Source organism: Lactonifactor sp. BIOML-A5 (assembly GCF_009677585.1).
GTDB lineage: Bacteria > Bacillota > Clostridia > Lachnospirales > Lachnospiraceae > Lactonifactor.
On sequence record NZ_WKYV01000001.1, the window covers coordinates 66,148 to 91,301 of the forward strand.

Annotated in this window: 12 protein-coding genes; all 12 read right to left on the reverse strand. The window is 45.0% G+C overall.

Going from position 1 to position 25,154, the window contains the following annotated elements; translation table 11 throughout:
• Positions 1–4: 4 nt before the first annotated feature.
• Positions 5–6,622 (reverse strand): Ig-like domain-containing protein, encoded by a 6,618-nt coding sequence (locus GKG41_RS00335; RefSeq protein WP_154256298.1) that lies wholly within the window; start codon positions 6,620–6,622, stop codon positions 5–7.
• Between the two features lie 64 nt (positions 6,623–6,686).
• Positions 6,687–9,140, reverse strand: a complete 2,454-nt coding sequence (locus GKG41_RS00340; protein WP_154256301.1) for a transglutaminase-like domain-containing protein — start codon at positions 9,138–9,140, stop codon at positions 6,687–6,689.
• Between the two features lie 14 nt (positions 9,141–9,154).
• A complete protein-coding gene (locus tag GKG41_RS00345) occupies positions 9,155–10,321 on the reverse strand; it encodes a DUF58 domain-containing protein (protein WP_154256303.1) in 1,167 nt (388 codons plus the stop codon).
• 7 nt (positions 10,322–10,328) lie between these two features.
• A complete protein-coding gene (locus GKG41_RS00350; RefSeq protein WP_154256305.1) occupies positions 10,329–11,264 on the reverse strand; it encodes a MoxR family ATPase in 936 nt (311 codons plus the stop codon).
• 15 nt (positions 11,265–11,279) lie between these two features.
• Positions 11,280–11,990 (reverse strand): ECF transporter S component, encoded by a 711-nt coding sequence (locus GKG41_RS00355; RefSeq protein WP_154256307.1) that lies wholly within the window; start codon positions 11,988–11,990, stop codon positions 11,280–11,282.
• The gene (locus GKG41_RS00360; protein WP_347563304.1) at positions 11,987–13,684 is read right to left on the reverse strand and encodes an ATP-binding cassette domain-containing protein; all 1,698 of its coding nucleotides are present in this window, start codon (positions 13,682–13,684) and stop codon (positions 11,987–11,989) included. Before GKG41_RS00360 ends, GKG41_RS00355 begins: the two co-directional genes overlap by 4 nt.
• Positions 13,657–14,538: an energy-coupling factor transporter transmembrane component T gene (locus GKG41_RS00365; protein WP_154256308.1), complete on the reverse strand. Its 882-nt coding sequence runs from the start codon at positions 14,536–14,538 to the stop codon at positions 13,657–13,659. Before GKG41_RS00365 ends, GKG41_RS00360 begins: the two co-directional genes overlap by 28 nt.
• Positions 14,539–14,552: 14 nt before the next feature.
• Positions 14,553–15,095 carry a DUF4430 domain-containing protein gene (locus tag GKG41_RS00370; protein ID WP_154256310.1) on the reverse strand — a complete coding sequence of 181 codons (543 nt, stop codon included), beginning with the start codon at positions 15,093–15,095 and terminating at the stop codon, positions 14,553–14,555.
• A 3-nt stretch (positions 15,096–15,098) separates the two neighbouring features.
• Positions 15,099–17,057: a prenyltransferase/squalene oxidase repeat-containing protein gene (locus tag GKG41_RS00375; RefSeq protein ID WP_154256312.1), complete on the reverse strand. Its 1,959-nt coding sequence runs from the start codon at positions 17,055–17,057 to the stop codon at positions 15,099–15,101.
• A 22-nt stretch (positions 17,058–17,079) separates the two neighbouring features.
• Complete coding sequence (locus GKG41_RS00380; RefSeq protein ID WP_173015479.1) at positions 17,080–19,041, reverse strand: DUF4430 domain-containing protein; 1,962 nt, start codon at positions 19,039–19,041, stop codon at positions 17,080–17,082.
• 170 nt (positions 19,042–19,211) lie between these two features.
• A complete protein-coding gene (locus tag GKG41_RS00385; protein WP_154256316.1) occupies positions 19,212–24,191 on the reverse strand; it encodes an InlB B-repeat-containing protein in 4,980 nt (1,659 codons plus the stop codon).
• A 19-nt stretch (positions 24,192–24,210) separates the two neighbouring features.
• Positions 24,211–25,089, reverse strand: coding sequence for a leucine-rich repeat domain-containing protein (locus GKG41_RS00390; RefSeq protein WP_154256318.1), 879 nt, complete (start codon positions 25,087–25,089; stop codon positions 24,211–24,213).
• Positions 25,090–25,154 lie beyond the last annotated feature (65 nt).

Genomic DNA, 25,154 nt, shown 5'->3' on the forward strand with positions numbered 1-25,154 from the left:
GCAGCTATTTTACCCATACTCCTGAGCTGTTTACGTAGTAATTCCCAACCCAGGTGTCAGCTGCCATAGCTCCGCTGCTGTATAGATAGTACCACTTACTTCCGATCTTCTGCCAGCCGGTCTGCATCGCTCCGCTTCCGTTCAGATAATACCAGGTTTTTCCGTCTAACAGCCAGCCGGTTTCCATGGCACCGCTTTCCTTCAAGTAATACCATATGCCTCCGATCTTCTGCCACCCGGTCTGCATCGCTCCGCTTCTGTTCAGATAATACCAGGTTTTTCCGTCTAACAGCCAGCCGGTTTCCATGGCACCGCTTTCTCTCAGGTAATACCATATGCCTCCGATCTTCTGCCACCCAGTCTGCATCGCTCCGCTGCTGCTGCTGTAATACCAGGTATTTCCTACCTTGTACCAGCCGGTCTGCATGGCTCCGCTTCCGTTCAGATAATACCACTTACTGCCAAGGAATATCCAGCCGGTCTGCATTTTTCCCTGAGTGCTCATATAGTACCAGGTAGATCCAACTCTTACCCAGCCAGTACACATCGCCCCGCTGTTGTCACAATAATACCAGCCGCCTGTAGTCTGTATCCAACCGGTGCGCATATAGCCGTCTTTGTCAAAGACATACCATTTTCCATGGATCTGTGCCCACTTTCCGGCCGGCCATGTACCGTCGATGTATCGGTACCACCAGCCATGATTATTTTTGATCCAGGCTCCGCTGTATACCACATTCACTCTGCAGACCGCGGTTTTCCCGCCGTCTTCTGTGGTAACTGTGATGTCTGCTTTTCCTTCCCCTTTTGCCGTAACTTTTCCATTTGCATCCACAGCTGCTACGGAAGAATTGGAAGATTTCCAGGATACCTTCTTATTTAATGCGGTAGCCGGGGAAACAACTGCCTGCAAAACTGTCGTTCCATTTTTGTCCAGAGTGATCTGCGTCTTGTCCAGGGTTACATCTGCTACTAAGAGTTCTGCCTTGGTCATAATTGCATCCATCAGAGATTTCCCATCATTCAGTGCTGATTCGATCTCTTCCGGCGTCTGAGCGGCATCAATGGCTTCTAACCCTTTTTCCAGAATCTCTGATAATTCGGTTTTTTGCCCTTCTAAATATTCATCAGGATTTTTATAACTGCTCAGCTCTTTTTTGGCTGCATTTCTGGAAGCTCCTATTTCTGTCATTCCCACCGCCAGAACATTGCCGGAATCCGTTTTATAGTACAGGGTCCCGTCTGCACCTGAAATGATACTGGTAATACAATATTGCTGATACTGGGATGCCGGGATAAACAGTTCCTCTTTGATAGGTTCTGTCTGGCCTGGTTTATCTTTAATCAGTGTGATTCCGCCGCTCATTTCATTGTATGTCATATAGAGATAGGAATATCCGTCAATGCCTTCGTATGCGGTGGATAGTAATACGGAGCCCTGTGGATACCCTTTCATGGGAACTGTATATACGGTTTCCATAGTCGCTGCATCTACTACCGCCACACCGAATTCCCCGCTAAAATTTCCGCCCGTACTAAATCCGGCATAGATTCTTCCTTTATAGACCACCGGTGTACTGGTGCTCATACTGCCTATTTTGCAGGAAACCAGCGATTCAGGATCAAAGACGCCGTCTGCTGCTACATCCATCCCATAGAGATAACCTGCCTTGGTCGTAAAGTATATTTTTCCGTTTGCACTGTCATAGGAAACCGTTGAGCGCTGATCGCCCTCTAACTCCGCCGTTTCTTTCACAGCTCCTGTATATTTGTCCACGGCATAGAGTTTCGATTTACCGTCTGCGAGAATATCACTTCCGAAGATAAGAGTATCCTCAACGGCAACTGCCCCTGCCCAATAGAATCCCTTATCGCAAGTATACGTCCATGCCGGGACTTTTGCTTCATCAGAAGCTTCCGGATCCTCATCGGTGATGGGCAGGCATACATAATTGGAGGCTTTATTAGGATTCCAGAATCCCGTATATACATAGCCGTCAGAGTATGTAATAGGGCTGAGTGCCTGTCCGCCATAAGGATCCCGGTAGATCCAAAGTGACTCCAGTGTCTCGGCGTTAAACGCCTGAACGGTTCCGTTTGCCAAAGGAGCAAAGAGCATTCCATCTGCATATGTAGGCGGTGTATAGCCCCAGTTTATCGCTGCCGCCATGGAAGCGGAAGCCTGCTCCTCACCTGTTTTTAAGTCCAGTTTATAAATCTTAGAATTGGACATTACAATCAGCGAATCGTCTACAATGATTTGTACACTGGGCGCTGCCGACCATCCGCTTCCCAGGGCCTTCGCCCATTTCAGTTCTGTCTCCTGGCTGTCATGAGGAGTAAGGGCCGGGGTAATTCCCATATTGTCTTGCCCTCTGCGGAAATTTGCCCATTCAGAGGGCAGGATGGTAAGTGTGCTCTCCGGTGCTTTTTCCAGAACAATATCTCTGGTCTCATCCTGATCTGCTGTAATCGTTCCCGTCTGTGAGATATATCCCGTCTTTACAGCCGTATAGGTATATTCTGCCCCCTGCATCAGTGTATAAAGGCTATCCTCACCAGCCACTCTGCTGCCTGCGCTGTCCTTCAGTGTAAAGACAGCATCCTCCGGCGACAGATTTAATGTCATCCTGACAGAATTCTTTTTATTGAGATTCAGTTTATAAGTGCTGTTTACAGCCCCCTCTGCGCTTACTTTAATCAGGGCCGTTGTCGTGTCTCCTGACAGAGTCACCACGGCATTCCCCTGCTCATCCACAGGGAATTCGTTGACCGTAATCTGATAATCGCTTCCATATCCCTTCAAGTGGAGGGTTGCTTTCTCGTCAGAGTCGAGGACGTCCGCGTCATACGCTTTGGTTAATGCCTCAAATTCCGGACTCAGAATCAGAGAATTATGATCTGTTTCCCCTGTCAGGGAGGATAAGGTAGCAACTCTGTCTATGATAAAGGTATATGTTATCGTCTCCTCCTGAGTGGCAACTTCTAACGTCAGCGTAGGAGAAACAAGGCCGGATTTTATAAAATTAGTCAGTGCTTTATTTTCTCCTGACTTCAGGACCTGGGTTTTATCCGCCTGGTTCGAGGCTGCTTTCCATTTCGCTGTCATTGTGGCATCCACACCTTCCGGAAGTTCTGCATTGATGACAAATGTACTTGTAATATCCCCAGCCGGTACATGGTAGGTAGTAATCTGCGGATCAAATGCCGTATCGGGGATGAGTTCATTGGTGTTCCTGGAATCGCTCCAGAACTGCACCTTCTCCAGCAATGGCTGTTCCTGAGTTACTTTCACCTGGCAGACTGCCTGTTGGGTTCCGGATATAGCAGTTATCTCTGCGGTTCCCTCCGCCACGGCAGTGACCTTTCCATCCGTTACCGCAGCAACCGAATCGTCGCTGCTGGTCCAGACTATAGGGTCTGTAGCATTGGTGGGTGAAAGCTCGGCAGTTAAGCTGCCCTCTTTTCCTACGCCGAGGGTTAATTTTGATTTGTTTAAGGTGATTTCTGTTGTCTTATTTACTTTCTCCACAATATTCATTACAGACTGCGCCGTATAGCCGGAATTTGTCTCTGTCGCTGTAATGGTTACCTGTCCATAAGTCTTGCAGTATACCCTTCCTCTTGAATCTACGGTTGCGATATTCTCATCACTGGACGAATAGGTATATTTTACAGAATCTGTGGAGTTTGCCGGTATTTTTGCTACTTTTGGAAATTGATAATCCTTTACACAAGAATAACTGGTGTAAGACCCAAACGTAATCCCCGTCAGCGGTATTTCCTTCACCGTCACTTTACAGGTTTCAGTAAAGTCTCCTACTTTCGCCGTAATGGTCGTACTTCCCTGTGCGATTCCTGTTACCCTGCCATATCTGTTGACCGTAGCCACCTTTGCATCATCCGTGCTCCAGGTTACTGTGGCATCGTCTGTAGTATTTTCGGGCTCTGCTTTCACGGTAAGTGTCTCACCGCTCCCTTTCAGGACCTCCAGTTCTCTCTTATTCAGTGAAATCCCGGTAAGAGGAATCTCTGAAACTGTCACCTGGCATTCGGCAGTAAACGCTCCTACCTTTGCAGTGATTGTTGTGGTTCCCTCTCCTATAGCTGTGACTTTCCCGCTTTCGTCCACGGCTGCAATCTCTTCATTCTTACTGCTCCACAGTACGTCTCGGGATTCTGTGGTTCCTGCCGGTTCGTAGCTGACTTTCAGCTCCTGTTTTTCATGTTTAATCATGATGAGCTCAGTCTTATCCAGGCTGATGCCCGTCATGGCCTCTGCCGGAACAGTAACCTCACAGGAAGCTGTAAGTTCTCCCAGAACAGCTGTGATAGTGGCCGTCCCTGCTCCTTTTGCCGTTACCTTTCCCCCTTCTACTGTAGCTACTGATTCATCACTGCTGCTCCATTGAATAATTCCAGGAGTCGTGGTTCCCTCCGGTCCCACAGTTATTTTCAGCTGTTTTGACTGCGGATAAGGCACTGTCATAGAGGTCTGATCTAATGTAAGTGTTGTGGCTGGGCTTGTCTCCATCACTTTTTTAAGTGTGTCATTTGCCTGGCTGACCTCTTCTTTTGATGCATTCAGCGTCATTGCAGTTTCTACTGCTTTGTCATAGGCAGCACTGATTGCTGGGTTGGCCAGCAGCTGCTCTTTATTTACAGAACTATTCAAAGCCGCCATGGTGCCTGTGAGCTCGTCTTTGTCTGCTGTTGGATAGAAATCGCCGTTACCAAAGCCGCCGCCGCCCATACTTCCGTTTCCGCCTACATCCGCCCCGTACCAGAGCTGGAAGTATACCCGGATGGTATCTCCATCCTGAGGATAAGCATCAGAGAATCCTACATTGGGAAAGATATTGTTCAGCTGATACATATAACCGGATCCCTGAGCGAAATCAAATTCTGAAAGTTTACCGGGATCATCGTGATCGTCAAACCAGGTAGAGCATCCTTCCGCTTCCATAGCTGACTTCAAATACTCAGGTACCAGCTCTGTCACATCCCCCGGGATATTCATGGTTTTCGCTTTATCCGGGTCCTGACAGCCCAAATGAGGCGTTCCGTTTGCCTTTTGTGAGCACCCGTCCCTCAAGTCAGAGAGATAAAATCCGCTTTCTAATTTTCCTGTATGCTCAAAACAATAGCCTTCCTCTTCCAGTACTCTGGCGAGAAGCTGTGCTCCGTTTTCCCCTTCATAGACAGGAACCTTTCTGGGCTCTACAAGGTAACCCATACCTATGGAACCTGCCTCAAAGCTAAAGTTAATATAACCGATCAGGCCGCCTTCCTCTACCTTTTTATAGGTGACGTGATACGTTTTCTGTTCTAAAAGCTGCCAGGTCAGTTCGTCACGTACAGATACAACAATTACATTTTCACCCTCCTTGGTAAAGCGAAGCGTAAAACTTGTTTTTTCTGTATCTGACCATGTTTTGTTTACTGTGGCACCGTTAAGGGTTACTTGAGGCTCTACTTTTTTACCGTCCTCATCATAAGCCCATACATCAAATGTTGTCCGGCTGCCCCTGTATACTGTGCCGTCCGTCAGGTTGGTTCTGAGGATTTCCCGGGCACTGCTGCTCTGGGCATCCAGGCCGTAGGCGGCTGCCCGATTCTGCGGCTGTACCTGTGTGCTTTCTTCTTCCTCCGGTACAGGCTCTTCCTCTGCCTCCGTGACAGTCAGGGTACACCATGGAGAAAATACCGGATAAGTCATTTCATCCGTAGTCCTTGCAGATACTGTGTATTTACCTGCCTCAGGCGCTGTAAAGGTAACCTGACCATTCTCGTCTGTAACGGCATTCTCTATATCTGTGCTCACACCATTCTCATCTATCAGCTGAATCTGTGCCCCTTGAATCGGCAGAATCTGCTGCTGTTCACTTCCCGCTTCGTACAATCCTGTATACGCCAGCATATATCCCTCTAATGTCAGGGACACCGGCCCGGCTGCTTCTGCGGTTATCTCTTCCGTTTTTTCACCGTCAGCAGCAAACCAGCCATAATAATCGCCGGAAGTCACTTCATCCTGGAAAATCACAAATTCTACCACATCATTTTCTGACAGCACGGCTTCATTGATTACAAGCCCTGCATACGAACCGTCCTCTCCCAGTTCCCCATTGTGGGCCGGATAACCGTTTACGAGAAATCCTGCATATTTTGTATCTTTTGCATACATCCTGGTAATCCATCCTTCTGCATTGATCTGAAGATAGTTCTCTGCAGTCTCTTTGGTAAATTCGTCTCCGTACAGCTGGGTATGAAGATAAACCAATGCATCCAGTGCAGTAATCTGTCCCTTTTCCACCGTATCGGCATTGGCATAGCCATACTCTTTTGCAATACCCTCTGGGATAGTAACACTGTTTCTCAAAAATATGTACTGATTTCCCCCCTGTGCCGAAAGGATGATGGTGCTTTGAGTCATATCATCTTCTCCACTCTCATTTTCTGCATCAGGATCCGTTCCGGGTTCTGTTTGGGATCCCCCGCCGTAAACTGTACTGTCTGCCTCTGCAGCCATTACTGCAGACTCAGGTACAAGGCTCAGTACCATAAGAACCGTCAACATCCAGGCAAATATTCTTGTCTTTATTGTTCTTTTCGCCTTTTTCATTGTATCCTCCTTTTCTGTTGGGTAGTATATTGTATTTCCATCTATATAAAACGCATCTGCGGCGTTAATAAAGGGATTTTATCCAGTACATCTGGAATCTTTTCCATATATTTTTGTCTTTTTTTATTGTTGTCAGAGTCTGATCGAGGTATTGTTCTACGGTCTGTCTCTCCTCCAAAGCAATCTCCTTTTCACTGTAGGCAGCCTTCTGGCTGATTCTTATTACTTCCGGAAAACCGGCGGCATACTCTTTGGAATAGACAGTTTCCAGTTCCGGCAGATACCGGTAATGAGAGCCTCCCCTTTTAGGGATATCCGTATGCTGCAGCAGATATAAGATATAACTATACATGCTGCAGACAGCTGCCCTGTTATGGGTGCTTAGGAATTTTGCCTTTCGCTTTGCCAGCAGCCATCTCCGGTACATCAAACAGGCAAGCATTAATATAAGAAGAGCTATCACAACTCCAATCAGTATACTGAGAGCTATCGCCCATGGAGATTGCTGCTGAGCTTCCTTCTGCTTTTCATCCTCAGGGGGGTCCTCTTTCTCATCGGCATCCTTGGTGTCACCGGTGTTTCCTTCCCCTTCCATTCCTTTGTCACCCTCCTGGGAGCCAGAAGAAAGTGCAAAATTAGGTCGTTCCATTTTCGTGAGATAGTCCGGAGTAACCTCCATGGGTATCCATCCTATCCCATCCTGATAAATTTCCACCCACGCATGGGCTTCTTTTCCCGTAATTGTAATCGGTACAGATTCTTCTGCCTCCTCCACCAGGTCCGGTGTGAGAAGGTAGCCTTCCACATATCTGGCCGGTATTCCCAGATAACGGTACATCATAGCTGCTGCCGTAGCATAGTGAACCGAGTATCCCTTTTGGGTATCCCTTAGAAAATAGCTCAAAAAGTCTCTTCCCGCAGGAGGCGCTGATACGGTTTCATCATAGGTAATCTTCTCATTTAGATATCCCATAATCAGTTCATTTGCCTCCTCATAGGGAGTATGACTGATGCCGTCTTCGCTGTCTCCGGTATATTTTTCTACTCCAAGGCAGGCTTTTAAAACATCCTTTTCTTTATCCGGCACCTTCGTATAGGTATCATACACGAACTGATTGTAATAACTTTCATCTTTTTTATAGGTAGTGATCTGCTGTCCCATCTCATCTGTCAGCTTATAAATATCCTGCACCAGCTGAGGATAAATACGCACCAGATTTACCGATGTCTGATATTCATAGTACCGGTTTCCCCCGGCGTTCTCCCCTCTTATGTTTACATCGCCCCAGACTTGTGCATCCTCAAGCTGTGACGGTTTTGTCTGCAATTCATAGGGAACATAAAGATACTTGCTGCTGGCGTTTTTATTCAGCACTTTCATACTGATGGACTCCACTTCCCCGGTTTCCAGCCCATACACCTGACTCAGCTGGTTCATCGCCTGAAATCCGTCTTTATTCAGCCAGTAAAATAAATCCCTTTCTTTATAATACGTATCCGGCTCTAGGTCCTCCCATTTTTCCTCTGTGTATTCACTTCCCACATACCCCCTCAAATACAGGGACATAGGTTTACTCTGCACAACCTCCAACGCCGGGGTGTCTTTCAGTTCCAGCGGCTGAAGTTTTCTGAAGTTACCTTTGGGCAGATTATTTGTCTTCGATTTTTCGTATCGGATATCCTCTATTTTTCCTGTTATCCACCCCGCTGCATGACGCACTCTGTCACTTCTGCTATATCCCCCCGAGGAAGCTGCCGCGCCCAGAATACCCAAAAAAATCAGCGTGATTCCCAGTAAAATTGGTATCATCTGAAGTACCATCCCGTATCTGTGGCCTCCCCTTGTCGCTTCTGCTCTGCGCCCGTTTACATGGATTCTGGCAAATACCAGTGCCACAGACAATAAAAGCAGAACCGTAGCCGGCGCCTGAGGAGATATCCCCACCACAAGGTTTAAGACCAGAAGGGGTGCACAGACCAGCAGCATAAGCAGCCAGCTTCTTACTCTGACTGCTGCATAACTGATATATGCGGCAACGATGGAAATCAGCCCCCAGCACAGGATATAGCATAAAAGATATTGAGATTTTTCCACAGATATCTCATAAAGCTTCATCTCCAGATGGGTATGGGTTCCAAATGCTTCTGCAACTTGATTCATAGTTAAAAACAGCCCGTTGATCAGTGTCTTCTGCCTCAAAATCAGCAGGAGAAACCCAACCGCCAACATAATCCCTGAGACAAACAGGGCATACTTTCTCTTATTTCCAAAGGAAAAAAGCAGCAGCAAAAGTACCAGACCGGCCAGTGCGGATACCATTGCACCGGCCGGAATCTGAAACATAGAAAAAAGACTGATAATTATTCCTGCAAACAGGAAAACACAGACGCTTATGTCCCCGGCATATTCTGTCCAAAGATCCTTTTTTTTCAATTTATCCGGGAGAAATACTACGTTTATCTTTGTTTTTCTCTTTTTCGCGTTTTCTTTTCGGTTTTTCATGATAATTCCTTTCAAGTCCTGTCTTTTCCTTATATAAACAGCTGACACAGGCTTTCCTCTGCATGCTCAGGAGTAAAAAGAATTCTTTGTTTCTCCGGCATGGAAACTGCATCTTCTGTCTTTGCCACTGCCCGCAGTTCTGTTGCGATACAGAAACTTCCCACTTCCTCTATCTCCGCAGTATCTCTGAATGTAACATAGACTATATGGGAAAAAGGATATTCCTGGCTTACCTGAGTATAATAGTGAAGACCGGAATACCCATTGTCCTCCACTCCCACTCCGAGAAGTCCTCCCAAAAGACCGGCGAGATCATCCACACTATTTACTTCTTCGCAGAAAAATCCTCCTCTTATGTGGTCATACCACCCCAGGGTGTGCATATGTCCTTCTTCTATAAGGGACTGTGAGACGGATACAAAAGCTTCTATCATACCATCCACTACGGAAGGTCTGGGGCGTTTCCCCTCCTCCATACAGTTCTCCATAAATATGAGAATGGAATTCTCTACAGGCATACTTAATTCTTTTACATACAGTTCATCCATTTTACCTGAAAGCTTCCAGTGTATATTTTTCAGGCTGTCCCCCGGAACATATTCCCTTACATCGAATATCTCGCTGGGATCATAGCCCCGTTTTGTGTCAGAGTATGTAACACTCTCCATATCCTCGATCTGACTGTCCATGACCCTGATATCCGACTGAAACATATCCGGAAGAACGGCCACCTGCTCTTGGACCTCTGTAGAAACAGGAGCGGAAAAGATCCCAAACCAGTCAAAAACCCTGGCATCTTTTATGCGGATCCTGATACATCCACAGTAAGCACTGTCTGCCTCCCAGTCTATCTCTTCTGTTTTTCCCCCCATAATAGAGAAATAAAGCTCTGCTTCCTGTTCTTCCCTGGTCATACAGTTATAAAAAGTAAGAACGCATCGAACTCTGGCGGCAGGAAATAGAGAAGTATTTTTGACAGCCAATACTCCTTTTGCCGGTTTTCCTTTTGCTGCGGTATGCTGGACTTTTAGTTCAAAGGACAGCTTTTTTTTCGTCAGGACTGTCAGTATCTTACAGACAGCAAACACCGCCAGGGACGTAATCAGCAGGCAGAGAGCAAGGAAGGAGTCTGAGAAAAGGAAAAAATAGATACAGCCCAGGAGCCAGAGGATACTGTAAATCTTAGCTTTTATCATAATCTGTCTATTCTCCTATCTTCGGTGTCTCGATCTCCTCTGTAATCTGCTTCATTATGCTTTCTGCAGTCGTATTTGTAATCTTAGCCTTAGGAAATAACACCACCCTGTGTGCGCATACGTCCGGAAATACACGGATAATATCTTCGGGAATCATATAGTCACGGCCTTCCATATAGGCAGACGCCTTTGCCATACGGTTTACAGCCAGAGCGCCCCGGGGGCTCACCCCTATCTGTACCAGTTCATGTTCCCTTGTCGCCTCGGCGAGACAAGTGATATACTCCAGCAACGCATCGTCAACATGTACCTGCTGCACCTCTGCCTGCATTTCCATAATCTCCTCTTTAGTTACTGCCTGCTGTACTGCGTCCAGAGGCTGTTCTGTCTGGCGATCCCGTAGAATATTTACCTGGCTTTTAAAATCAGGATACCCCATCTGCATTCTCACCATAAAACGGTCCAGCTGGGACTGGGGCAGCAGCTGGGTGCCGGCCGAACCTATAGGGTTCTGTGTGGATAAAACAATAAATGGCTGTGGTACCTGATAGGTATTGCCGTCCACTGTCACATTTCCCTCTTCCATTACCTCCAGGAGCGCGGCCTGGGTTTTGCTGGAAGTCCGGTTGATTTCGTCTGCTAACAGCAGGTTGCACATAACGGCTCCCGGTTTATAGGCCAGCTGCCCGGTTGCTTTGTCATATACGCTGAATCCTACAACATCCGAGGGAATCACATCAGGAGTAAACTGAATTCTCTTATAATCCAGTCCCAGAGCCCGGGAGAATGCCAGGGCCAAAGTGGTCTTCCCCACCCCAGGAATATCTTCCAGAAGAATATGCCCTTTTGCAAGTACTGTCATCAGGACTTTCTGAATAATGTCATCCTTACCTACAATAACTTTTTTCACTTCGTCAATCATTCTTGTAATCTTTTCTTCCATGTCTGTCTCCTTCTGTTATATACCGTATTTAATTTTTATTCTCTCTATGCGGGTGCCGATAGGCTTTGCTGCAATGAGCAGAAAGACTATATTAGAAACTATGTATATCACTGTTGTGGGAATCCCCGTCCCCAGCAGTACCAGATATCTGAGAAGGTTAAACGTACCGTCCAGATTTAATGTGGACCAAACATCCATAAGCATAGAATACAGCACACCGGCTGCTGCTCCGTAGACAACAATGGGCAGACGGCTTGCCAATGTTTCCCCCTGCACAGAAGATTTAAGAATCTTCTGCAGGACGGGCAGCCCTGCAATAAAGCCCAAAATCCCCCAGGAAAACATCTGGAAGGGAGTCCATGGGCCCTGTCCGAAAAACATATTTGAGATCACGGCTGTAAGTGCTCCTGTAAAAAATCCGGCTTCTGATCCCAGGTAGATTCCCGTAACGACCACGATTGCTGTGACAGGCTTAAAACTGGGAACGGGAGAGAATAAAACCCTTCCTACCGAAGCGATTGCCACCATCACCGCGATTACAACCATACGGCGGGTATCTGCTTTTCCTTTTTCAAAAAATAAAAGATTAGGAACGCAGGCCAGCAGGGCAACTGCAATGGATATTATGTTATATTTGCGTCCCTTAAAAAGAACAACGCCTATGGCCAGTGTAATTGGAATGAGAATAATTACGATGGCAAAGCTTCCTATTTTTTTCCAATTCATATTGATTTCCTCCCGTATTTCCTGCACAGTGCCACCACATCCTCACAGGTAATGGCGTAGGGATACATATGCCTGGCCATCCGGTTTGCCGCTGTTGTATAAAAATTGTTATTGGAAAAGAAGCTGACCGGCGTATCCTGGGAAATCACCTCTCTGTCAAAGAACAGAGAGCACCGGTCAGAGATCTGGGCTGCAAATTCCACATCATGGGTTACCAAAAGTATGGTGATCCCTTCTTTTCTCAGATTATCCAGGATACCTCTTAGTACTGCCTTGGAATATGCGTCTATTCCCTTTGTGGGCTCATCTAAAAGCAGACATCTGGGTTTCAGCAGCAGCATCTTCCCAAGGGCTGCCTTCTGCTGTTCCCCGCCGCTGAGGTCATAGGGGTGCTTAGGAAGCAGCTCCTGTATATTTAACTGCCCTGCGATCCGGGCGATATCTTCCTCTAATTCCTCTTTGCCATATCCCATTACTTTACCAATCTCTTTATAGTCCTCTGCCACAGATGTTTTTAGAAATACTGTCTGAGGGTTCTGGGGAAGCAGTGCCAGATTATGCCGGTATAACTCTCCGCTCTTGTATTCCTTTATTTTTTTACCAAAGATCTTGATTCCTCCCCGGTAAGCTTTATTCTGTCCGGATATTACGCTTAGCAGTGTTGTTTTACCTGAACCGTTTCCTCCCAGGATACTGAATATCTCACCTTTTCTCACTTTCAGATCCACTCCTGCCAGAATATCAGGCAAGGCCCTCTCGTATCGAAACCAGATATTCTTCAGGTGCACTGCCAGCTCCCCTTCTTTTTCCCGGTTTCCCACAGCTTTCTCACGCTCCGGGCTCTGGATGCTGCTCTCCTCCTGATAATTTCTTGTGAGAAAATCTCTTCCCTCACGGATGGTCAGAGGACAGTCATCCCGGGCGTCCAGCTGCTGATAGATCCGCATAGGACTGGGCAGTCCAAGAAGCATAGGATGGTTCTGATACTTCTCCTTTAATTCACTACCGATTATCCTGGGTGTATCGTACAGCAGCAGACGGCCCCTATCCATAACAGCTACTTTATCTGCAATTGGAAAAACTTCTTCCAGCCTGTGCTCCACAAGCAGGATGGTAAGCCCAAGCTCCCGGTTCAGCTTATGCAGCGTATTGATAAAATCTGCCGCCGCAATGGGATCCAGCTGGGAGGTGGGTTCGTCAAGGATCAGAATCCTTGGCTGCATCACCATAATGGAGGCAAGATTCAAAAGCTGTTTTTGCCCGCCTGAAAGCTGGCTGGTTTCTTTCTGAAACCACTCATGGATTCCAAAAAAGCTGGCCATCTCTCCTACCCTTCTTCTAATCTCAGGAGTGGGAACCCCCATATTTTCCAGCCCAAAAGCTAATTCGTGCCACACTTTATCCGTTACTGCCTGATTCTCAGGATTCTGCATGACATACCCTATCTCGCAGGCAGCGGTTCTGTCATCCAGCTCACCAAGCCGGGTTCCCATGTAATAGATCTCCCCTTCCAAGGTTCCATTTGGAGACAGCTCTCTTTTCAGCAATTTTAACAGGGTGGTCTTTCCGCACCCGGACTCACCGCATATTACTACAAACTCCCCCGGAAGGATCTTGAAAGACACAGAGTCCACTGCCCTCTTCTCCTGTCCGGGGTATGTAAAACTCAAATCTTCGCTCTTAATAATTTCCACTGTATACGCCCCTTTATCTCTAGTATTGATGGAAACAGCATCATCACAAGTATTATGCTGTACTGCAGATATGCTCCGGCCCCTGTTGGAATGGGAGATACGCTTGGATAATAGTAGAATTCAAATACATTCTGCTGATATCCCACGCCTAACATACACAAAAATGCACCCAGGGCTGCCAGAAGAATCCCATCATCCATTCGAAAACAAAAAATAGAAAAATTAGTCCTTCCTTTCAGCCCATACCCTCTGGCTTTCATAGAGTCTGCCGTCTCTATGGAATTCTCCAGACACCAGGTAAGCAGGGCACTTAAGGTACGGATACTGCTGATCACACGATCTGTCAGACTGTCGCTGGTATAAAGACCCATGGTTTTTTGTACCTGACTGATTTTCTTCATCTGGGATTTAAACACAGGAATAAATCTAAGGGCCATGGACAGAACCAGAGACAGCTTAGGAATGGCCTTTCCGAATAAATAGACAAATTTATCAGAGGTCATCACCTGATTGTAGCATTTGCACCAGAACATAATTCCTATCAGCATTACAGAGACCCCGGCACCATACAGGATAGCCTCCAGGGTCACAGGATTGTCATTCATAAAAAAGAGAGGCGTCTCCCCTCTGTGATTGAAGATAGGGTTTGTCAGGGCAAGGAGGAAAAATAAAAAGAGATAAAAGATAAGATTTTTCCCCAGCGCTTTCAAGGGATTCATTGCCGCAAAAAACAGAATACCGCCCAGCAGTGAACAAACAAGCAATACCGGATGTACTGTAAACATCGTCAGCAGAAGTACGATCACATAATATACCAGCAAAACCGACGGGTGATAAGATGAAAAATGATCCATATGCCCACTCCTTTCTATTGCTCAAATTCTCCGCCTACATCCCTGCCCAAATCGCAGGTATAGACAAATTCAATCACATCTTTGTCTTCCGGCTTATATCTGCTGCAGCCATAATCAGGGAATTCTCCATTCACCTTATACATCCAGCCCGACAGGGGTCCGCAGGAATATTCATAGAGATGGTGAATTCCCTTAATATATACGCTGTTGTAAACATTGTCATCTGCTCCCTGAAATTCCATCTGAATCTTGCTGTGCCGCACCGCCCGATTCAGGATATCAAACACGGTATCCTTCGGGCGGAGCACATATTCTGTAGGCGGCAAGATCACACCGTCCTCCGGAATATATTTGTCACTCTGAAGCTGAGGTGACAATTGTTCCCAATGCTCCAGGACAGTATCACACCGAATACTGAGTGTCACTGTCTCGGAATCCTCTTTGATGTCGTCGATGTGTGTCTGGTAATAGTCCTCTACAGACTGGAACTTCGTGCCGGATAGAAGGACTGCCACAATTACTATCACAAAGCCCAATACAAGCAAGTCTTTCTTCAATGCTTAATCCTCCCAATCCTCCTCATCGTCCTCTGCCGGCATCATTTTTTCAGCCAGCTTCTGACGCTTCCGTTTTTTCATATGTAATACAACAAATATAATTAAAATAACTGCCAGAATCCCCAGTACAGCCCCAAGCCATACCGCTGTTGTCCTATTCCTGATCATGGTTTCCGCTCTTTGAATATCCTCATACTGCTGTATCTGCTTCTGATCGTATTCACTCAGCTTTTTGCAGCGGGCCACAATACTCTTTACCGTCTCTTTCTCTTTTAAAGAGATTCTGTCCACCGGATAAAGTTTATCGATTACCTCTTGATTAATTGCATCAATTTCTTCCTGTATGGCTTCTATCTCCGCCTTTTTCTTTTCCAGGATCTCTTTTTCTTCTGCGTAGGCATCTTTATTTTCTGACTTATTCCATTTATCCAGAAGAGACACCACAAGAGTATAGGACTCTGTGGTTATGGAATCAGGCAGTTCCGTCACTTTTTTTGCGTCTTCGGAAGAAAATGGCACATTAACAGAAAACTCCATAGCCTCTCCAAACAGTGTCCCCACAGTTCCGCTGCCGCTGGTATTCAGATTCATGGCTGCACTCAAAGATTCTGAGGTATTTTGTATCCCCTGTGCCTCCATAGCATCTGCCAGCTTATGGTAGGAATAGACATAGCATCTCTCTTCTGGGGGAATCTGCAGATATTTATCAAAAATCCCCTGGATCTTTTCTCTGTCCCCGGCTCCCGGTTCCACAGGAAGTTCTGCTGTCTCTTTCTGTACCTGAGCGATCTGACTCTTCACTTCGCTGCTCTGCTCCGGCCGGAAGTCGTAGAGTGACCGCATTCCCCCGTAGTATCTGCAGAGGGCAGTCAGGGCATAGAGGGCCTGCTGACTTGCCATATCGTTAGACTTCGTAGGATCTGCTGTCGGATTATTGGGATCTGCCTCTTTTGAGTGAATAAATCCTCCGTCCTCCAAACGATATTTCATCAGTCCGTCTACAAGGGTATTGCCGTTTTTAATAAAACGTTCATCCTCCGCCGGGTTAATGCCCAGACTGCAGAGGGCCACGATTACCTGTGAGACACTTTCAGAGTTTGGGGAACCCCAGCTGCTATAGTCCCCCTCATCTGACTGCTCCTGGGACAGCAGCGCCAGACTGTCGTCCACGGCCTGGCGGACGGTTCTGGTCTCTTCTTCTTTGGTTACATTTCGTGTATATGTATAAGTTTGTTCACTGTTATAATAGGGTGCCAGAGCCTGGACTGCCATTCCTGTAATATCCACATCAGCTTCAACGGCGTCAGGTATCAGAGAAAATCCTCCATTTTCTTTTTGTTGAGACAGCAAATATTTTACAATTCCGTCTCTGGTATCTGTGGCATCCTCCGGTATCACATATCTCAGACTATCCATCTGGATAAGTCCCCAAATCATTCCGTTAATCCCTTGATTTCCCAGCCAAGTTGTCTTTCCTCTATAATAAGAACCATCTGCTATAAGATTTACGTGGTTTCCATCTCCGTCCGTACCTATATCTGTAGGATCTCCTCCCAAGGAAAGTACCGCTAGGCTGATTCTGTGCCATTCCGTTGCCTTTGAACGGTCTAGTGTACCGTGTTTCGTATATTTTTTTGTAATCTGATCACCCAGCACCGCCAAGTATGCTGAATAATCATCGGGATATCCGCTTCTTCCAATCCCTACTGGAAACCAATCAGCCGCCGTGGTTCCGGCACCTTCTGCAAAAGCAGTTTGAAAAAGATTCTCATCCTTTGAATAACCCATAGCTGACTTCTTCCAGTCTATAATACCTTCCATGATTTCTAGGAATTCCTCACCTGTATAGCTCTTATGGGTACCCTGGGCCATGACCGGAGCTGCTCCTCCGGTCATGAGTATGACAGCTGTAAGGAGACACGCCAAAAGCTGTGTCCAGCGTTTTATTCTTCTGTTCTTCATTGCCGCTCTTAATCTCCTTCCCTTACCAGCCCGGAGACCAGTTGCTGGTGTCACCACCCGGATCTTTGCCCATAGCATCTCCGGCACCAATATCTTTGCCGTAATATAGTGTAAAGCGTACCCCTACTTCATCGCCATCCTGCAGTACCCAGTCGCTCATAGACAAATTAGGATAATGTCCGTTTACATGATACATCCAGCCTGAACCCTGAGAGAAGTCAAACTCTCCAAGACTATCCGAATAGTAATCTCCCGGCCAGTTTTCTTCTCCTACTCTTTCAATCACTAAAGCAGCCAAATCAGCCGGTATGCGATCAGGCGACAACCCTGACAATGCACCTCCCGAAATTCTTGCCAGATAAAAACCGTCTTTTCCTGTATCTTCAGCCTCATATCCATACTTATCCAGCAACGCCATCACTGCCTCCGCGACTGTCATACCTTCTTTTAACTCTATATCCTCATCAATCAAAGGTGTATTAATACCCACAGTCTTTGCATCCATTGTTATATGTGCCATTCCCAGAACAGGGTCATTCGTCCCTTCATAGTAAACAGTACAGCGTTTTTTTGTTGTTCTGCCTTCATCATCTGTCGCCGATATCAAAATAATATTATCCGTACCATCCGTATGGAGCTGAACAGCAAACCCCACCTCCTTGCCATCTTTCCATTTATAACTTACACCATCTGTTCTGCCGTTAAGATAAACTTCTATATTATCAGGAATATACTTACCATTAATGTCTTTTGCAATTACACTAAAAGATAATGTGGGCTGTTTGGTATGGTAGATGAGATCAAGGCCGCTTAATAATATATCAGGCCCCTTGGGATCTCCTTCATCACCGGGCTCCCGCTCTCTTTCATATGTAACTGTCACAACCTCTTTTCCCGAGGCCGGCCATATTGTCACCGGATCATGCTCGGAATCCCAGGCCTTGATCCGAAAGGTGTTTTCGCCTATTTCTAATTTTGCAGTATAACTTCCATCTTCATTTGGCTCAATCACTTCATCTATGTTTGATTGTAGTATTTCGAGATTTACTTTACTTTCATCCCCATCAATTGATGCACGAGCATAAAAAGTAATATATTCCTCCTCTGTGACGGTATCATTAAAATCAGATTCTATTTCAATTTCCATATTCTTAGCTTTTTGATATCTTACGGAATATTTTACATTATCCACAGTTTCTCCATTGAAAGAGCCGCCCAATATAATTTCATTTTCTCCCTCTGAAAGAGTAACTGAGTATTCATAATTCTCTGTGGATGACGGTTTAACTTCCTTTCCATTTAAAGTTACTTTCGCCTGATATTGTCTGCCCTCTTTTTCCAAAACTGCAATAAATGTAAGATGAGGTTCTGTTACAACCTTCTCGTTTTCCCCAGAGAATTGCGTTCCCAGAGTTTCTTTTAGAATTAATCGGTTTGTAACCTCTACTTCTTTGGATTCCTCCCCGGAGCATGACGTCCCGTCGGGCTTTGTATAGTAAACCTTAGTTAAAATAGTATTTACTTTATTCCATTCTAACTCCAGTTCATATATACCCGTCTCTTTATTGTGTTTTGCATCTTTTTCTTTACCATTGACAGTGAATTCTATTTTTCTAACTTTATAATCTTCCTTAAAATGTTTAATCGTAAAATCGACTCTGTTTATTGACAGCGTATTATGCGGATCAATAGATGTCTCAAATAGTGCTCCTTCCTTCCCTGTATCATCTTTTGTTCTATTATCTCCATTAGGATTTTCCCCATCACCGTCATCAGTACCACTTGATCCTCCGTTATTTCCATTTTTAATGTCATCCCCTTCCTCTCCCCCCTGCGGTGTCGCGTCATCATTTTCTTTGTCCTGTCCGTCTGCCAGACCTTCAGGGTACTGAGGAATTACTTCATTTGTGGAATTCAAAGGTACTGCCGAATGCTCTGTCTCTGCCTCACCCATAGGGTTATCCGGTAATGCTTCCGGCTGCATACCAAGTGCCGCCACCGAAGGTATAATTAAACAAATAATAGCAAATACAGCTATCCCTCTGGAAATCCACTTTTTGCTCTTACTATTTTCTAAAAATCTCCGCAATCTTTCCATACTCTACCTCTAATGGATTTTGGCTGATCAAAAATTGATCAGCCATTCTCCTTTTCCTATCGTGATTTGGCCCATACTCCAGAGCCATTAACATATGAGTTTCCGACCCAGGTATTGCTGGCCATAGCGCCGCTGCCGTTAAAGTAATACCAACTTCCGCCGATCTTCTGCCAGCCTGTCAGCATCGCCCCGCTTCCATTCATGTAATACCATTTCCCCCCTATAAACTGCCAGCCTGTCAGCATCGCCCCGCTTCCATTAAAATAATACCAGGTTCCCCCAAGCCGCTGCCAATTTGTCAGCATTACTCCACTTCCATCCATGTAGTACCAGCTGCCGCCAATTTTCTGCCAGTTTGTCAGCATCGCTCCGCTTCCGTTAAGGTAGTACCACTTTCCTCCTAGTAACTGCCAGCCTGTCAGCATCGCTCCGCTTCCGTTAAGGTAATACCACTTTCCTCCGATTTTCTGCCAATTCGTCAGCATGGCCCCGCTTCCGTTAAAGTAGTACCACTTTCCTCCGATTTTCTGCCAGTTCGTCAGCATGGCCCCGCTTCCGTTTAGATAATACCAGGTATTTCCTAATTTTAGCCACCCGGTAACCATTGCTCCGCTGTCAGACATATAGTACCAGCTTGCTCCTACTTTCTGCCATCCTGTCTTCATCGCGCCGTCGCTGCCCAGGTAATACCACTTTCCGCTGGTGTAAAGCCAGCCTGTTTTCATATATCCATTAACGTCAAAATAGTAATATTGCCCTGAGACCAGTGACCATCCACTTTTTGGATAATTGCCATCGCTGTATCGATACCACCAGCCTTTGCCGTCTTTTATCCATTTACCGCTATAAGATACCGTAACCTTACAAGTCGCAGTCTTTCCTTCTGCTGCTGTTGTGACAGTAATTACTGCAGTTCCCTGAGACACTGCAGTTACTCTTCCGTTTCCGTCAACGCTTGCTACCAAAGAATTGGATGATTTCCATTTAACATTTTTATTTTCTGCCGTAGAGGGAAGAACTGTAGCTTTTAAACTGGTGGATGAATTTTTATTCAGGGTAATCTGCGTGCGATCTAAAGATACTTTTGAAGGAAGCAGCGCTGCCTTTAATTCCTCTAGTTTTTTCTGCATTTCTGAGAAGCGCGTCATAGCCACAGTCTCATTATTCATCCATCGTTTTTGCTCTTCCGACAGTCCATTGATAGAAGTCATAATGGATTCAATCTGAGAACGATTTGACAAAGTAATATTTTCGGCATTCTGCCCAATATAAGACCATAACTCGTTAATCTGAGATACAAGTGAATCCACAGGTCTTTTGGCCTCATATATTCTGGTCAGTTCTGCTTCTGCCTTTAAAAGCACATCATAATTGGTAACTTCCTTTTTCTGTTCCTCTGTTAATGCGTCATAGGCTTTTCTGGCCGAATTAATGTAAATAACCTTATCCAAATCTACTGTGCCAATATTGTCAATCAGTGTAATGGTATTTGTTATAGCCACATATTGGCTGAGAATCTCTTCCAACTCTTTTTCTTTTTGAAACAGCAGCTCTGAATTTTCCTGTCCTACCAGCACTTTTTCTTGATCTGTTAATCTATCATATTCAGCTCTGGCTTCGTAAACTGCATCTTTGCTGTCCTGAGTCACTTCGCCAATATTTTGTATCATTTTGATTACATTTTCTACTTTACTCTGTGAAGCCTTTAAATCGGCGATCTGTTGTTCTGCCTCCATCAGCTTACTATAATTTGTTACCATTTTTTTCTGTTTGCCGCTCAAAGACAGATACTGTTGTCTTACGGCTTCTATCTGGCTTGCCTTAGATAATTCAACTTCTCCTATTGCCTCTATGGCATCAATCACTGACTGGGCTGCTTTCAAATCTCCTTCATTTTCAATCTGATTAAGAATCTCAAAATATAAAGCTTCACTGTCTGAAAGCAATGTCACATCTTCCGCTGGTACAAATGCTTTTTCTTCCGCTGATAATGCATCATATGCATATCTGGCTTTTTCGATTGCTTCCTGACTGTCAGCCGTCACTGTTCCAATGGCTAAAATCAATGCAGATACAGTTTCTGCAGCTTCCTTAGATTTCTTAATTTCATTCAGCTGAGTTTCCGCCATAACTAAAGAATAATAGTTTTCCACCATCGCTTTAGCAGTTACTGTTAAATCTTCCGATAACAGTGCAGAGCGGGTCTGGATAATCAAAGCCTCCCTGTCTAATGACACCGGACCTATGGCAGTGATCATACCCATAATCTCATTTGCAGCGGCCCAGTCATTGTCCCCCTGCTGTTCTTCAGCCTGATCTTTGATCCTATTTAATACTTCATTCAGATAATCAATCTCCTCTTGAGTTATCTTTTCCGTCTGGGTTTCATCCAGAAGAAGATAGGATGCTTTTGCCTGCCCGGCTTGTTCCCAACTGTCCACCCCTACATTTTCTAAGGATGCTATCATATCTTTTACATTCTGAACCTTTTGCCGGCCCGCCTCCAGTTCTCTCAACTGTGCCTCTGCCTCTAACAGAATGTCATAATTAGAAATTTCCTTCTTCTGAAGATAGGATAAGGCCTCATATGCCTCCCTTACTTCAACAACTGCCTCTTTACTGTCTTCGGTAATTTCCCCTAGTGCATTAATTGCACTTACAATATTGTCTACATTTTCCTGTGCTGTCTCTAACGCAGATAATTCCTCTTCTGCGTCTACAAGTATCTGGTAGGTTTCACTGTTAATAAGATTTCTTTGCTCTGTACTCAGCGCATTGTAAGCGGCCCTTGCTGTCTCTATAGCAGCTTTACTCTCTAAGTCAACCCCGCCGATTGCCTGAATCAACCCAATAACTTCATCAGCTGCCTGATGCGCATCTTTTAATGCTGCTAATTCTCTTTCTGCCTGCACCAATACCTGATAATTATTCACCAAATCTCTTGCCTCTTTCGGCAATTTGATATATTCATTTCTTGCGTTTATGATAGTGGACTCCATATCCAGAGTAATAGGGCTTTCTATTTCCCGAATAAGTTCTATGACAATATCCACACCTTGCTGCAGTTCTTCTAAACGTGCAAGTTCAGCTTCCGCATTAAGTAACTTATTATATGCAATATTGCCTACCTCATCCTTCTGATTCTGCTCCATACCCTCATATAGGCCCCGGGCATCTTCGATGCTCTTCTTGTCAGCCAGAGTTATTACATCCCATTTATTAACTAATCCGTAAAATTTAGTTATAGGTGTCCAGTCAGTCAGCCATTTTGCATAAAAATTCTTATCTCCGTAGCTTCCTTTCTCTATCTGCACAACAGGACTGCCCTTTAGCGCTTTATTGTCATACCAGCCCTCAAATGTATATCCCCTTCTGGATATATCCTCTGCTGTGGGAAGAGTGAAACTATCCGTGCTTGGACGATAAACTGACGGCAGTTCAATACTATCATCCAATATACCTCCATTTAGTTCCCATTGAATCATATATTCTGGTTTGCCGTACTGAGCATAAAGGGTAATATCTTTTTCTGGCATGGAAAGAAGTTCATTTGGCATATAACTAGTGCCTGTTCCATCTGGTTCTGTATTCCATCCCACAAGTTCCATTTCACCATTTACAGGGGTGGTTGGCAGTTCAATAACAGAATATGGCGATTGTTCCTTGTTAAAAGTATCTGTATATGAATTGCCGTCAAAAGTAACCTTGTAATTCTTTGCATCATTCCACAGGTAATTATTCTCAGTTGAATCTCCCATGTCATACAATGATGTTTCCCCCGCAAGATATCTGTCATAAGCCGTCAAAGCATAAACTGCCTGATCGGTAGCCATAGCATTAACCTTTGTTCCAGAGCCGCCTCCTCCATCATATCCAAATGTCACATGCTTAAATCCCCCAACTTCCGGAGAGGATCCGGTTCCGGCCGCCCAAAAGGCCAGCAGTGCATCAATCATATTATTACTGTACACGCCATCTACTGCAGCCCCCTTGGTTATAAAACTGCAGTTCTTTCCTATGGAAGTTAAGTTTACGTTTTCAGCCTTAGGATCGATATTCAAGGAGGTCAACGCAACTATAACCTGAGCAATACTCTCTGCATTAATACTTCCCCAGCTGTCAAATCCGCCATTTTCTTCCTGTAATTGAGAGAGTATATAGACTCCTCTTTCAACGGCCTCTCTCATCTGTTCATAATTTTTTTCAGCACCTGTTTCATCGTATAAATCTTTATTGTTATAATAGGGAGCTAACGCCTGAAGCGCCATGCCTGTTATATCAACATCCGGATAATTATTATATAAAGCCCATCCTCCTCTTGTGCCGTTACTCTGAATTATTTCATCATTTAATATGTAATCAATCATTTTTCCTGTCGTATTATAATCTTTAGGATCTCCCCCTGATGGCTTCGAATATAAATAATATTTGCCAGTCTGTGCCGTACCTGTATTTAATGCAATAATTTCCCAAATAGGACCATTGATGCCCTGTTTATGTGAATAAGCATAGGATTTTGATAATTCATCTATAAAATCGTATTTATTTTCTCGCTCGCTAACATAGCCCACGCTTGTGATATCATACCCCATGGCAGACATAGCAAGAATTAATCGGCTGTACTCTGTACATTTAGACCGATCTAATCTTCCTATTGATGATATTTTCTCATCCACATATTGCTCCATACGATAGATGTAATCAGTAAAGTAGTTGGCATCAACATAATTCAGATAATCCATTCCTGTATATTTTGCCCGAAGCAAATCCATAACAGACCATTCCCCATAGGTACTGCCTACAGATGGTTCTGTTACTGTCTCCAAAATATATCTCAGTCCAGCATTCATATAGAATCTGATTCCCGGCTCTTCGTCCTCCCAGAACCGAAGTTTCAGATCCTTATAATCCTCCCGTGGATCCCAGGCTGCCGCAGATATTGTTCTTGGGTTTATCACACAGGAACTTACAATCATTACAACTGCAAGCACGATTGATATGATACGCTTATATACTCCTCTCTTTTTCTCCCTCATACTCTTCTCCTTTCATTTTTCATACAGCAGTGTCATTCTGCGAATCATCAATAAACTCCATTTTAAATCCATATTCCTTACCGTATTCTTCAACCACAGATCCTTTTCTGCACCTTATGGTTGCACTCCTGTTAATGATCCATTCACCAATGAAAATGGGATCGTGAAGTATCTCAACAACTTTCAGGCGGTTGCAGCCGTGGAAAACCCACTTTCCTATTTTTTTTACACTGGACGGTATAGAAACTTCTGTGAGATTATTACATTTAAAAAATGCTGCCTCTCCCAGTTCTCTCAGCTGATTCGGCAGTATTAGTTTCTGAATCCCTGTAAAGTAGAAAGCCTCTGAGTCTATTATTTTAAGGCTTTGGGGAAAATGAAGTTCCTGAAGCTCTTTGCATCGGTAAAAGGCTCTTCTGCCGATTAACTGTATTTCGTCCGGCAGCACAACCTGAGACAGACGCCCGCAGCAGTCAAACATTCCCTCTGGTATTGCTCTGCACTTTGAGCCCCGGGCGAATTCAGCCCGGTAGAGTTTTTTACATTCCTTATAAACATTTTTATCAATCTTTGCCACCGAAGGCGGTATATGTACCCGTCGCAGCCGGTTATTCCTGGAAAATGCCCTTTGTCTAATCCACAAAAGGGTATTCGGATATTTCACTTCCTTTTGAAAGCAGCAGCCCTCAAAAGCACTTTTTCCAATTACAATGCACCCCCTGGGAAGCGTAACTGAATTAATTCTCTCGTTTCCCATAAACGCTTCATTTCCGATAAAACGATAAGTATCTGGTATCACAATGTCTTTATCCATATTCCTTTTTGCCTGATACTTCGTATAAGTACGTTCATCATATTGCAGGTCTCTCCATGCAGCCTCATCCAGTTTCTTTTTCATAATCCTCCACCTTTATCTATCTATTTTTTCATATGGACAAACCTCCTATACGCATTTTCCGCACA

Coding starts and splice junctions, on each gene's coding strand:
- GKG41_RS00375 (WP_154256312.1), bottom strand. CDS start 17,057: ATGAAGAACAGAAGAATAAAACGCTGGACACAGCTTTTGGCGTGTCTC.
- GKG41_RS00355 (WP_154256307.1), bottom strand. CDS start 11,990: ATGAATTGGAAAAAAATAGGAAGCTTTGCCATCGTAATTATTCTCATT.
- GKG41_RS00385 (WP_154256316.1), bottom strand. CDS start 24,191: ATGAGGGAGAAAAAGAGAGGAGTATATAAGCGTATCATATCAATCGTG.
- GKG41_RS00390 (WP_154256318.1), bottom strand. CDS start 25,089: ATGAAAAAGAAACTGGATGAGGCTGCATGGAGAGACCTGCAATATGAT.
- GKG41_RS00335 (WP_154256298.1), bottom strand. CDS start 6,622: ATGAAAAAGGCGAAAAGAACAATAAAGACAAGAATATTTGCCTGGATG.
- GKG41_RS00380 (WP_173015479.1), bottom strand. CDS start 19,041: ATGCAGCCGGAAGCATTACCGGATAACCCTATGGGTGAGGCAGAGACA.
- GKG41_RS00365 (WP_154256308.1), bottom strand. CDS start 14,538: ATGGATCATTTTTCATCTTATCACCCGTCGGTTTTGCTGGTATATTAT.
- GKG41_RS00345 (WP_154256303.1), bottom strand. CDS start 10,321: ATGATAAAAGCTAAGATTTACAGTATCCTCTGGCTCCTGGGCTGTATC.
- GKG41_RS00350 (WP_154256305.1), bottom strand. CDS start 11,264: ATGGAAGAAAAGATTACAAGAATGATTGACGAAGTGAAAAAAGTTATT.